Source organism: Pinibacter soli (genome assembly GCF_029961145.1).
GTDB classification, from domain to species: domain Bacteria; phylum Bacteroidota; class Bacteroidia; order Chitinophagales; family Chitinophagaceae; genus Pinibacter; species Pinibacter soli.
The window spans coordinates 332,807-346,965 of the sequence record NZ_JASBRG010000003.1; the positions used below are offsets into that span (position 1 = coordinate 332,807).

Annotated in this window: 7 protein-coding genes; 5 read left to right on the forward strand and 2 right to left on the reverse strand. The window is 42.4% G+C overall.

The window, feature by feature from the left end:
* Positions 1 to 51: 51 nt before the first annotated feature.
* Complete coding sequence (locus QJ048_RS05800; RefSeq protein ID WP_282333389.1) at positions 52 to 3,042, forward strand: DUF4982 domain-containing protein; 2,991 nt, start codon at positions 52 to 54, stop codon at positions 3,040 to 3,042.
* A gap of 237 nt (positions 3,043 to 3,279) precedes the next feature.
* Positions 3,280 to 4,614 (forward strand): glycoside hydrolase family 88/105 protein, encoded by a 1,335-nt coding sequence (locus QJ048_RS05805; protein ID WP_282333390.1) that lies wholly within the window; start codon positions 3,280 to 3,282, stop codon positions 4,612 to 4,614.
* Between the two features lie 430 nt (positions 4,615 to 5,044).
* Here the strand turns inward: QJ048_RS05805 and QJ048_RS05810 are convergent, their stop codons facing one another.
* Together QJ048_RS05810 and QJ048_RS05815 are read right to left on the reverse strand one after the other, a co-directional pair.
* Positions 5,045 to 5,836, reverse strand: coding sequence for a rhamnogalacturonan acetylesterase (locus QJ048_RS05810; protein ID WP_282333391.1), 792 nt, complete (start codon positions 5,834 to 5,836; stop codon positions 5,045 to 5,047).
* 12 nt (positions 5,837 to 5,848) lie between these two features.
* The gene (locus QJ048_RS05815) at positions 5,849 to 7,741 is read right to left on the reverse strand and encodes a rhamnogalacturonan lyase (protein ID WP_282333392.1); all 1,893 of its coding nucleotides are present in this window, start codon (positions 7,739 to 7,741) and stop codon (positions 5,849 to 5,851) included.
* A gap of 128 nt (positions 7,742 to 7,869) precedes the next feature.
* On the opposite strand from QJ048_RS05815, the gene QJ048_RS05820 reads away from it, so the two are divergent.
* From QJ048_RS05820 to QJ048_RS05830, 3 genes are all read left to right on the forward strand, one after another.
* Positions 7,870 to 8,082, forward strand: a complete 213-nt coding sequence (locus tag QJ048_RS05820) for a hypothetical protein (protein ID WP_282333393.1) — start codon at positions 7,870 to 7,872, stop codon at positions 8,080 to 8,082.
* 546 nt (positions 8,083 to 8,628) lie between these two features.
* On the forward strand, positions 8,629 to 10,845 hold the full coding sequence (locus QJ048_RS05825; RefSeq protein ID WP_282333394.1) for a fasciclin domain-containing protein: 2,217 nt from the start codon (positions 8,629 to 8,631) through the stop codon (positions 10,843 to 10,845).
* A gap of 20 nt (positions 10,846 to 10,865) precedes the next feature.
* Positions 10,866 to 14,153, forward strand: coding sequence for a SusC/RagA family TonB-linked outer membrane protein (locus QJ048_RS05830; protein ID WP_282333395.1), 3,288 nt, complete (start codon positions 10,866 to 10,868; stop codon positions 14,151 to 14,153).
* Positions 14,154 to 14,159: the final 6 nt, after the last annotated feature.

Genomic DNA, 14,159 nt, shown 5'->3' on the forward strand with positions numbered 1-14,159 from the left:
ATTAACCCCTCAAACATCTCATATTTAGTTTTAAACAACGATTCAACTGCGATGAAAAAACTGCTGCTGGTTTTCTTGCTACTGAAAATTTCTTCTCTCAATCTTAATGCGCAAACAGCATTTCAGCGGACAAAATTCAATTTTAATAGTGGCTGGAAAGTCTATGTAGGAGACCTCGAATCGGCAAAGGATGCAGGTTTCAACGATGCGTCATGGAAGGCTATTACTGTGCCTTACGCCTGGAATGAAGATGAGGCCTTTAAGAAAGATATTGCTGATATGTCGACAGGAATTGCCTGGTATCGCAAACATTTTAAATTGCCAGCATCAGCTAAAGGGTCGAAGATTTTTTTAGAATTTGAAGGCATACGCCAATCAGGAGATTTTTATCTGAATGGAAAGTATATTGGTTTACATGAAAACGGTGTGATGTCGTTTGGCTTCGATGTTACGGATATTGTAGCTTTTGGTGATCAAGAGAATGTTCTGGCTGTTAGAATTGACAATGATTGGAACTACAGGGAAAGAGAGACTAAGACAAAGTTTCAGTGGGAAGACAAAAATTTTAATGTTAACTATGGCGGCATAACGAAGAACGCTTACCTGCACATTACTCCCAAAATTTATCAAACATTACCCTTGTTCTCTAGTTTGAAAAGCACCGGCGTGTATGTATATGGGGACAACTATGATATTAAAGAACGGTCCGCTGTTATTCATGCTGAATCAGAGGTGAAAAATGAAACGAACACCAATCAGCAAGTGACTTTAGAAGTATCCGTTGTTGATGCAGATGGTAAAGAAACGAAAAGGTTCTCGGGTCCAGCTGATGTTTTAACGCCCGGACAAACAAAAGTTCTTAAGGCTTCAAGTTTGATTAATGGATTAAATTTTTGGAGCTGGGGATATGGTTATCTGTACAAAGTTCAAACGACATTGAAAGTCAATAATAGTCCGGTGGATGTTGTAACGACCACTACGGGATTTCGCAAAACTGCCTTTCAAAATGGCATGATATATTTGAATGATCGGGTAATCATGGTTCATGGATATGCGCAGCGCACAACAAATGAATGGCCCGCAATTGGTCAATCTGTCCCTGCGTGGCTGAGTGATTATAGCAATGGCCTTATGGTTGAAGGAAACGGTAATCTCGTAAGGTGGATGCATATAACTCCATGGAAGCAGGATGTTGAAAGTTGCGACCGGGTGGGCCTCATGCAAGCAATGCAGGCAGGAGATGCTGAACATGATGTTGAAGGTACCCGATGGAACCAGAGAGTTGCCTTAATGCGGGATGCGATTGTTTACAATAGAAACAATCCAAGCATCATTTTTTATGAATGCGGCAATGAATCCATCAGCGAGAGTCACATGAAAGAGATGAAGGAAGTGCGTGATTTATATGATGCACATGGAGGACGTGCAATTGGCAGCAGGGAAATGCTTGATAGTAAAAATGCGGAGTATGGAGGTGAAATGCTTTACACCAATAAAAGCGCCCATATACCAATGTGGGCGATGGAATATTCCCGCGATGAAGGTTCCAGAAAGTACTGGGATGACTATACACCGCCGTTTCACAAGGATGGAGAAGGGCCCAAAGAATACTGGTCAGCAGCGACAAACTCAATGGTAAAAAGGCCTGATGCGGCTGCGTATAACCGGAACATGGAAAGTCATGCGGTGGAAAATGTTAAGCGTTGGTATGAGTTCTGGAAAGAAAGGCCCGGTACAGGAGCACGGGTAAGCAGTGGTGGCGTTAACATTATTTGGTCAGAAAGCAATACTCATCACCGTGGTGAGGAAAATTTCAGAAGGAGTGGAGAGGTTGACGCCATGCGTATAAAGAAGCAAAATTTTTATTCAAACCAGGTAATGTGGGATGGCTGGGTAGTGCCTGAGAAGCAGCACCTACATATTATTGGTCATTGGAATTATTCTCCCGGCGTAACAAAAGATATTTATGTAGTTTCTACAGCAACCAATGTCGAATTAAAGGTGAATGGCAGGTCATTGGGCAAGGGGATAAATAGTGATGGGTTTCTGTTTGTGTTTCACAACGTGAAATGGGAGAGTGGTACGATAAAAGCCATAGGTTACGATTCATCAGGTAAGGTTGTCGCTGAAGATTCAATCATAACTACAGGCGTGCCTGTGGCATTGCGATTGACGAGCGTTGAGCGACCAACACCATTTGTAGCAGACGGGCATGATGTCGCGTTGATACAAGTTGAAGTGATAGATGCTTTGGGAAACAGATGTCCTACAGCATTAAATATGATTCATTATGAACTGCAAGGTCCGGCAGAGTGGAGAGGTGGAATAGCAATGGGGCCCGATAATTACATTCTTGCTAAAACATTTCCGGTAGAGGGTGGCGTAAACAGATTTCTTCTGAGATCGACAACGCAGCCCGGCACTATTACAATCACTGCTACAGCGGATGGTTTAAAGACTTCCACACTGTCTTTATCAACGAAGGCTTTAATCGCCGACGATGGGCTTTCTCTCTCTTTACCTTCAGAAGGGCTTCCTCTTAATCTTTCACGCGGCGCAACACCAGCTTCACCATCATATGTCGACATTCGAAGATCAGTGAATGTTTCTTCAGTGTCAGCTGGGGCACATAGTGATAGTGCGTTCCTTAGTTATGATGATAATGAATTATCAGGATGGTCCAATGATGGAAAGTTGAATACAGCATGGATTGAATATACATTGGAGAAAGAAGCAACAATATCTGAGATCGGCATTAAATTGAATAAATTCAGATCCAAATCTTATAATTTAAGAGTTACTTTGGATGGCAAGGAGATTTTCGCAGGTGCTACTGAAACCTCTTTAGGCTATTACACAATGCAGTGCAAACACAAGAAAGGAAGGAAAGTAAAAATTGAATTGTTGAAAGGTGAAAACCATAAAGAGAAAGAAGAAGGAGTGGAAGTGAATGGGAAAAAACTGGATGATGGTTTGGCGGAAAAAGGCGGCAGCTCCGGAGAAACGCTAAGTATTATTGAAGTGGATTTTTATGAAAAATAGAATGGTGTATTGATGTCGTTTAGTTAACGAATTTTTAAAACAATGGTAGTTGTAATCCACAGAAAACACCGCTTGTCATCCCGACGAAGGAGGGATCTGCGTGATTGTTTAAGCGTAGCGTTCGCTAGTGTTAGACCCAGATCCCTCCTTCGTCGGGATGACAAGCGAGATGCTTTTAATTTTTCAAACCGCTCAACTAAACGACATTGTATTGATAAATTGAAAAATTGTTTTGCTATGAAAAAAATCCTGTTGCTATTTTCATTATCGTTCAATGTTGTGTATGGACAAAAAGCGAATGACGTTACGACCCCATTACACGCGTTGCAACCTGCCTATCCTGTTCCATATGGAGCGCCTGCTAAAGGAAGCGTTAAAGCAATTCTTGACAAAGTATTTAACTACTTAGATGAAGCCACTCCATCGCAATTCGAGAACAGAAAAACATCAGCATCTTTTTCGAAAGTATCGATAGCTGATACAAATATCGTTTTCAAAGCAGGAGATTTTCGATTGACAAGTTACGAATGGGGCGTAACATATTCCGGCATGTTGCAGGTAGCCAAAGAAACAGGTGATAATCGATATGCTGAGTATACCATTAAACGACTGGCCCTGATCGCTGATGCCGTTCCCGCTTTTCAAGCGCTCAACCAACAATTCCCAAAAAGCCCGAATCCTTTGCGGACAGTCATTTCGCCGCATGCCCTGGATGATGCGGGAGCGATTTGCGCAGCTACGATCAAAACATATAGTTTGTCGAAAAACGCTTCCCTGAAACCTGTAATTGACAACTTTATAAAATATATTTCTAACAACGAGTACCGTCTTGCCGACGGAACGTTTGCGAGGAAACGGCCCTTGATGAATTCATTATGGCTGGATGATCTATACATGAGTGTGCCGGCGCTGGCGCAAATGGGTAAGCTTTCTGGTCAGTCTACATATTATGATGATGCAATTCGTCAGATACTTCAGTTTTCCAAAAGAATGTTCAACAAGGATCTCAATATTTACATGCATGGCTGGATAGAAGGAATGTCTCCACATCCTGAATTTCATTGGGCCCGTGCAAATGGATGGGCGCTAATGGCTATGACGGAATTACTTGATGTGCTTCCTGCGGATTACAAAGGGAGAGCAGATGTTTTAGAGCAATATCGGGCTCATGTAAAAGGCTTAGCTGCTCTGCAGGCGCCACAGGGATTATGGCATCAGTTATTGGACAAAAATGATTCATACCTGGAAACATCAGCATCTGCAATATATACTTATTGTATTGCCCGCGGGATCAGCCAGGGTTGGTTGGATGCAAAAGCCTACTCACCAATGGTACTGCTTGCATGGAACGCTATTTCGACTAAAATAAATGACAAGGGCCAGGTGGAAGGTACATGTGTTGGTACCGGAATGGGATTCGATCCGGCATTTTATTACTACAGGCCAACAAACTTATATGCTGCTCACGGATATGGTCCGGTGTTATTAGCAGGAGCCGAAATTATTCATTTGCTGAACACAGTAAAATTTCAGGTAAATGATAGCGCTACAATGATAGATGACAATAAATAATGTCATCTATCCTAAAAAAAGTTGACCCCACTTAGCCGTTGTTTAAACAACGACTAAGTGGGGTTTGAGTTTCCGGAATCTCCAGCATAACTATCATCATCTATGCATCAGCGCCGTTTCCTTAAGAATAACTTCCTTAGGTGAGATTGCTTCGACCCATTCCCCGCAATTCAGAAATGTTTTCCTTTTACAATTTCTATTCTCTACAGAGTCTCGCAATGACGGCGCTACTATTTTGAACTTTAGCCAACAACCTGCTACTGCAGAATTCGAAACTGGCACGTCATTGCGAGCCCCTGTAGAGGATAAATGACTGAATTATAACAAGTAAGATAAACAAACAAGAATGGGCGAAGCAATCTCATTCAGAAGATGTACCCTTACGGAAACGACATTGATTTGTATACCAAGAATTTTGAATCTTGAAATGTTATTTTAAATAGTTATTGAGCGAACAGTCCTTTATCTTCCTTAATCCTTCCACTACAGAGGCCGCGTTGATTGCAGCGCCTTCCTTATTTGTATGTGTATGATCACCTGGAAAAAATGTTTTTACCAGTTCCGGACCCATTGCGTCATACTTATCTGCGGTAATTGCATTCAGGTTAATAAAATAGGCACCACTTGCATTTGCAGCCTCGGCTGCCCATTTACCAAAATTATTATCAGCGCGAACAACCTTCCCGTCTTTGAAGATGTTCCGCGGTATCATCGATGCAACAATAACCGTTGCTCCTTTAGCCTTTGCGTCGTTCACAAATTTTTTAATGTACCATCCGTAGGTATGTACCACTTCTTTAGTACTGTCCTTCCAGGTTAGCGAAATGGTTTCATCGCCAGTACCCGAAAGTACACCACGGTAACCTTCACGCGAAGTATCGGGCTTTGCACCTTCATTGTGGCCGAACTGCATAATAACAAAGTCGCCGGCTTTTAATGTGGAAAGCACTTTATCCCAACGTCCTTCTTTTATGAAAGTGCGGGTACTTCTGCCGGCCATTGCCTGGTTACTGATGTCTATTTTGATGCTGTCAAAATAATCGCCCACCAGCGAGCCCCATCCCCATTGCCCATTTGTGATTTGGTTACGCACGGTGCTGTCGCCTATTATATACAGAACCGGCTTGCTTTGTAGGAGTGAAAATGCTGTCAGGAACAGCACCAGTACGGGCAGCCACAATACGTTAAGGAAATATCTTCTACGGCTTTCTGATATTTTCATAAATATGTTTTTCTATCGGGGTTTTAAAACTTTTATATTGGGTTTGGGAGGCGTGTCCATTCCTTCACCAACATAAAAACTGGTATGCGGAGGTTGGTTATATGCAACGTTTTGCCACACTATACTCAGGCGGTACTGAGGATCCTGCATAAAAGTATAAAAGCGGCGTTCTGTAGGAATGGTGGTAGAAAAAATGCGCAATTCCTGGTTGTCGGCAGTGCGATAGATCAGTTCTTCGCGCCAGTCGCCAAACAAGTCTGCCGACAAACACGGGTTTTGTTTAGTGCCATTATTGGAAACGCAATTGAAATTACGTGCGTCAAATATTGTGCTTGTGTTATTGTCGATGTAATTGTATTTGCCCACATTGGCGCCGTTTAATATTTCTGACAACACATCTCCGTCCCAGTAAATACCCATATTACATGCGGGAGCTTTCGGCGCAATTAAATTGCCTTTGCAATCAAACACACCAGTGATCCCTGCACCTGCAACCCAGCATTCATAGCCCTTATAGCGGGGATCTATATCGAGTGCGAGCGCACGGCCGGGCCCTTCACCGTCGTCGCCTGCTTTGATAGATGCTTTTTTCCAGATTACTTCTCCGGTCTTCGCATCGCGGAAATTGGCGCCGGCATCATCAAAGCGTTCCTGTGTGCTAAAGACTTCTAATCCGGGACGTGATGGATCAAGATCGCTCACATGCAAAGCGTCTGCGTGGCCAATGCCTGTGCTGTACAATCCTTTGCCATTGTCATCAACGGTCATTTGTCCATATACAATTTCATCTTTGCCATCACCATCTACATCGGCAACGGTGAGGTTGTGATTGCCTTGTCCCGCAAAGGCCTTATTACCTTTGTCGGTATCGAACACCCATCTTGAGGTTAACTTTTTAGAAGCTCCCGACCAGTCCCACGCGGCCAGAATTGTACGGGTATAATATCCCCTGCACATAACCAGTGAAGGATGAATACCATCGAGGTAAGCAACACAAGCCAGAAATCTGTCCATCCGGTTCCCGTAGCCATCACCCCACAATTCCTTCAATTGCTGCGGAGTAGGCGTTTGTGTAGAAGGGTAGCGGGGCACTATATAGTCAACCGTGGCCTCTGCTTCTCCGGTTTGTCCATTGAAAATAGTAAGGTATTCCGGGCCGGCTAAAATGTAACCTTTTTCATTGCGCCAATCCTTCGTTGAATCGCCAATTACTTTCCCTTTTGCATCTGTTGTTCCGTCTGCGGTCTTCATGGCCACCTCGGCTTTGCCATCACCATCCAGATCATACACAATAAATTGAGTATAGTGTGCACCTTCACGTATGTTCTTTCCCAGGTTGATCTGCCATAAAAAGTCGCCATTAAGTTTATATGCCTGAATTATTGGAGGGTCTGTAATTCCCGCCTGGGAATTATCATGGCTGCGCCCGACTTGGTGTAAAATAATTTCGTATTCGCCATCCCCGTCCAGGTCGCCAACTGATGCGTCATTGGGTGCATACCCTGGCGGAGTACGTAATGGTATAGAGAGATATGGTTTCGCGTGCGCTTTTAATAGAAAACGGTTACTGGTTTCTCCTTCTTTTCCGCCCGCCACTGTTCTTACATAATAGACATTGTCTATCGTTGTATCCAACGATTCGTCATTGAAGGTGGTGGTTTGAATAATGGGTTGGTCATTAAGTTTTACCGGCTTGCTTTTACCTGTTACCCGGTAAAGATTAAAGCTACTGTTATCAGGGTCTGTTGCCAGCATGCGCCAGCTCACAAAAGCCTTGCCGTTTCCGGCACTTACAGCATATAATCCTCTGTTCAGGTATTCCATCTGTCGTTGTGCAAAAGCGGATGTTGCTGCAAAAATTACAAGAGTAAAAAGACAAAAAATTGCAAAGAGAAATTTTTTCATTCGGTTTGTTTTGTATATCATAATGGTGGCTGCAAGAGGTTTTTATTGACCGGTCAACACCCAAGGTTGTGTCCGGTAATTGTATGTTATAAAGCTTTATGCCGGTCTATTTGAATTAAATAAATTAAATGGAAAAATTGTTTGCGTATATATACGTACGCTATGTATCCAGATCCATGCCAACGGGTTCGGGTGCATGCGCGGGAAACAACATGTTGCACATGCAAAAAAGACGTGTCAGTTTTTTTGTAGAGAAGGTAATGAGCATAGCAGACAATCGTTTATATCTTTCTAAGATAATGTTTGCGATCATTGTGCCCATCCTGATGTATCCTGTTTAGACGATTGATATGTTTTTTCAAAGGAAATGAAATACGCTGCTTAAAGTAAATCATCCCAAATGCAGGATGTCAAAAAAAGTATTCAATCGAAAGTCAAACTGGACGCCGGAGAGTGTGCATATTTTTAATTAGAGGCAGGATACGTCAGGACAGTTAATATAATACACTGTTTTATATTTGATACAACAACCTAATTTACTAACGATTTATTGGTTTTGAAAAATGAATCAAGTATCTTAAAGTGCTTTTTCCAGGTCAAAACCACAACCCAACTTACTGCCATGCCTATTACCCAAAATTTATGCGCTAATCGCGCAAGTCGCACAGTACACGATCTGTACTACACTTTTATTTCTTCCTCTGGTTATTATTTTATTGATAGTGCTTATGCTTGTGCAAACGATTATCCGCACTGACTTCATCAATAATCATCGGTTACAACAACAACAACAACGACATACTGGGAACAATAATGTAGTGAGGTAAGCTGGCTTGCCGGCTGATGCCAATTCTATTTGTTTAACACTGAAATATCTTCATACCATTATGAATAAATTTGCGCTGCGTATATTTATTCCTGTTTTACTTGCCGCATGCTTTTGTCAATGCCATAAAACAAAGTTTGATGAATATTATGCGAGGCCCGATAGCCTTGTTCATCCTATTTATCAGCAACTGCAGGAAAAAGGAAAATTCAAACAATTGCTGGCTGTCATTGATAAAGCCGGTTATGCTGCAACTCTTAATGCAGCCGGTTACTGGACTATGTTTGCACCCAATGACAGTGCGTTTCAACAGTATTATGCAGCCAATAATCTTTCTATTGATAAAATAGATTCGACCAAAGCAAGGGCAATGGTTCAATATCTGTTAGTGTACAATTCCTTTACTAAAGCCAATATAGATGACTATCAGTCTCAGTCAGGCGGCTGGGTAGTTGACCAGGCTTTCAGGCGCCGTACAACTTATTATACTGGTTTTTACAATGACACGATGCAAAACGGAACGGTTGTAAAAGCTATCCAGTCGAACAGAAACGGAAACGGTTCGCCATATGTTTCCACCGACAACAATAACAAGTACATCTCTTATTTTACTGATGTATATTTTAATAGCCGTGGACTTGGGGCTGCTGATTATAACTATTTTTATCCTTCTTCTCAATATACAGGCTTCAATGTTATGGAAGCGAAAGTGGTAACGAAAGACATTGCCGCTGAAAACGGTACGATACATGAGATTGATAAAGTAATTACGCCGCTTGCATCTATTGAAGAATATCTTCGCAGTAAACCTGAATACAGCGAATTCAAAAAGCTATTCGATAAATATTTGGCGACCTTCATTCTTAATGCAGATGCTACCAATCGATACAAACTTTTGTCGGGCGATAATCAGAATGTTTATGTAAAAGCCTTTAACAGTGGCCTCGCATTTTCCCTCAACAATGAAAATTATCTGAAGCTGGCGGACAATGACGGACAGCAAAATTGCTGGACCCTCTTTGTGCCTAAGAATGATGCTTTACTGGACTATGAAAAGAATGTGTTGCTGGAGTATTATAAATCATTCGATAACGTTCCAACGTCTATCATACTGGATTTCCTGAATGCTCATATGTGGCAAACTCCGGTATGGCCAACCAAGTTTAAATCAACTATGAATTTTGTTGGAGAAGAGGCTCGCTTCAATCCGCAAACCGACGTAATTGATCACAGAATACTCAGTAATGGAATGTTTTACGGAACAGGTAAAGTGCAGGAGTCAAATGTTTTTTCAAGCGTATATTCCCGCGCTTATCTCGATCCGAAGTTTTCCATCATGACCCGCTTGCTGAACACTGATCTCAAATTCTCCATTACCAACCTCAATTCAAAGTATACAATGTTCATGATGCCTGATGCTGTATTAAGAGCCGCAGGATATGATTTTAACACAAGCTCCAATCTTTATACGTTTACTTCTTCTACCGGAGTCCTTACATCCGGCGAATCGATACGCCAGGAACTCTTGCGTATCCTGAGTACAAGTGTTATTCCAGGTGACCTACCGGACCTTTCCGGTTCGGGCATTGCAGAGGCTGATAACGGTGAGTTTATCAAGTGGAACACTAACCAGGTTATATCTGCAGGTACACAGGATGCAAGCCCCGTGCAGATCGTAAGAGTAGACAGCTCAAGAACTACTAAAAACGGTAAAGTATATTATCTCAATGGTCTGTTGAAATTTACCACGGTTAATATTGGTACGCACATCAAGAATCTTGGTGGCACTTCGACAGCTTCTGACTTTAATTACTTCGCCAATTTTTTGATTAACTCTTCCAACTATAATGCTACAACCGGTGAAATAACTGGTACAGTGGCCGGAACATTATATACTGTTTTTGTACCGAACAATAATGCGATAATGCAAGCTGTAAAAGATGGCATGTTGCCAGGTAATGTCGCTACCGGCATTCCAAACCTGACAGCCACAACGTGGACGGCGGCGGACCGGCAAAAGGTAGACAATTTTGTGCTGTATCACATACTTGCCAAAAAAACACTGGTGCCGAATGGCAAAGAATCCGGCGCCTTTGAATCGATGCTGAAAAACGCTGCAGGCGAAGTCGTACCAATCACCGTTATCAGTCAGGCAGGCAGTATGCAGATTACTGACGCGAATGGCAGAAAAGCCAATGTAATTGTTGCCAGCAGTAACAATCTTTCCAACAGAACAGTCATCCATCTCATTGACAATTACCTGAAATACACAAATTAATGAACTACACATACAGTTATATGAAAAGTTTTATTAAACAAGTAATCAGCCTGTGTATTTTGTTACTTGTTTTACATAACGCTGTAAAGGCGCAAGGCTCCCAACCATCGACAACCGTGCAGGGGAAGGTGCTTGATCAAAAGAAGAAACCGTTGCAGGGCGTAACAGTTGCTGAAATAGACGCGGACCAGCGAACCATAAGGGCTGTAACAACAGACGTGGAAGGCAACTATGCTATTCACATCAATAAAAAAAGTGACTCCCTTTCCTTTTCTTTTATAGGAACTGAATCCATCACCCAGGCGATTGCCGGCAGAACTACAATTAATATAACCATGAAAACGTCCCACTCCGGACTTGGTGAAGTAATTGTTATATCGGCAAAAAAAGTAGACAACGGGATTATGCCTATAGCTGAACGGGATATGACTACCGCCGTTTCAAAAATCAATGCAAAAGAAATGGAAGAAATGCAAGCTGCCTCCATCGACCAGGCCTTGCAGGGACGTTTGCCCGGTGTAGATATTACCGCCAATTCCGGCGACCCGGGAGCAGGTATGCAAATACGAATTCGAGGTACATCTTCCATCAACTCGTCCAACGATCCACTGATTGTTGTAGACGGTATGCCTTATGAAACACAAATTCCGTCTGACTTTAACTTTGGTACGGCCGATGAGTTGGGATACGCTTCTTTGCTCAATATTGCGCCTACTGATATCAAAGACATTACAATCCTAAAAGACGCGGCTGCTACAGCAGTATGGGGTTCCAGGGCATCTAACGGCGTATTGCTGATCACTACCAAAAGAGGTGCTGTAGGAAAACCCGTTCTTACTTATACCTTCAAAGGTTCTATTACAAAGCAACCGCCAACGATTCCAATGCTTACCGGCGACCAGTATTCAACACTTATTCCGGAAGAGTATATGAACCGTAATGGTACTCCTTTGAATACACAATCAGTGAAAGAGTTTCAATACGATCCCAACGATCCGTACTGGTACAACAACTACAGTAAAAACACCAATTGGGTAGATGCCATTAGCCAGCAAGGCTGGGTGCAGGATCACAATATTTCCATGACAGGTGGTGGTGAAAAGGCCAGGTATTATAGTTCACTTGGTTACTTTCAGCAGCAGGGTACAACAATTGGTACAAACCTAACGCGTATCAGTACCCGCATCAACCTCGATTTTAACGTGTCGACAAGGATAAAATTCCGTAGCGATTTATCATATTCTCATACGAGCAACGACCGTAACTATGCAGATAACTTAAGAGAGGTTGCGTACAAGAAAATGCCTAACATGAGCATTTATGAATATGATGAATTTGGCAACAAGACACCAAACTTTTTCTCACCCGCATCTAATATCCAGGGACAGTATATTGGCATAGATACCAAAAACAAAATTGTCGGTACTGTAAACCCTGTAGCCATGGCAACAGATGCGCGGTACAATAATACCACGGACAGAATTACGCCGCATTTCAATCTCCAGTATTCCATCATAAGAAATGTGCTGATGTCCGTTTTTGATGTTCAGTTTGATATCAACAACACAAAGAACAAATCGTTTCTACCGCAAACAGCTACCGGGCGCCCGTGGACAGAGACTTCTGTGAACCGCGCATACGATGGCGATGTGGATGTATATAATTTACAAACAAAGACGAGCCTGATCTTTACGCCGCAAATAAAGAATGTGAAACACTCATTGATGTCATCGCTTATTTTTTTCACGTACGACAATAAAAGCGTTACACAAGAGGCGCGGACGTCCAATGCGGCCACTACAATATTGTCCGATCCTTCAGATCCATCACGTGTACAAAGTGCCGACCTTGGTATTGCTTCGGCCAACTATCAAACACACAGCCTGGGTGCGACCTTTAGCACGCAATACAGCTACCTGGACCGTTACATCATCAATGTTGGTGTACGTGCCGATGGCAACTCAAGATTTGGCCCTAGTTACCGGTTCGCAGCATTTCCGTCTGTATCTGCGCGATACAGATTATCCGGCGAACCTTTTATGAGACAGTTCCACAATTGGCTGGATGATTTAAGTTTAAGAGCAAGCTATGGCATTAGCGGTAATGCGCCCCGTAAAGATTATACCTTCTACAATACCTATTCCAATTTTGACTGGGGGTATTTGGGACGGTCAGCCGTATATCCTTCCAATATGGAGTTAAAGAATCTGCGTTGGGAAACCATCACGGGAACGAACGTGGGCGTTAACCTCATCATGTTTAGAAACAGGTTTAACCTCGATATCGAAATGTACAAGAACCGTACAGAAAATCTTTTCTTTAATGACTTGCAGATTTCCTCCTTCACCGGGTTTAACAATGTTGATATGAACGTTGGTACACTCGATAACCAGGGATTGGAGATTGGTTTGAATTTCACTCCTTATAGAAGTAAGAACCTGGCAATAGATGTTAATTTCAATATTGCACGTAACCAAAATATAATCCGCGAAATATCTCCTTTCTATCCGACAGAAAAAGGAAACATTACTGCAAACGGCCAATATAAAACCTACATGCAGGTAGACAATCCGTTTGGTTCATTTTATGGCTTCCGTTACAAAGGTGTGTACAAGGATGAAAGTGCAACCGTCGCAAAAGGAGCAGATGGCAAACCAATTTTAGATCCCGACGGAACCCCGGTTAAAATGCGTTTTAATTATCCTTCGGTTGATTATGTTTTCCATGCAGGCGATGCTATTTATGAAGATGTCAATCACGATGGAAACATCAATTACATGGATGTCGTTTACCTCGGTAATGGAAACCCGAAACTCTCAGGTGGTTTTGGAGCCAGTGCTACTTTCAAAGGGAGATTAAAAATTACTGCCTTCTTCAATTATCGCTATAAATACGATGTAGTGAACGGCACGAAAATGACCACTTCCAACATGTATAACTACGATAACCAAAGTACCGCTGTTCTAAGAAGATGGCGCCAACCAGGTGATGTAACAGATATTCCACGTGCATTGTTTGGCTCGGGTTATAACTGGCTTGGTTCAAGCAGGTATGTTGAGGATGCTTCTTTCCTAAGGTTCAGGACCATCACACTGCGCTATACGCTTGCGCCAAATACACTTAGCAAATTGAAGATTAAGAATCTTAGTATGTATCTGACCGCAGAGAACTTATACACATGGACAAATTATACTGGTCAGGATCCTGAAGTGAGCATGCGTGGTAGCGATCCTTTCCGCGTGGCCACCGACCAGTCAGTGACACCTGCGACGAAAATATTTACGATTGGTTTAACCGGTTCGTTCTAAAGAAAA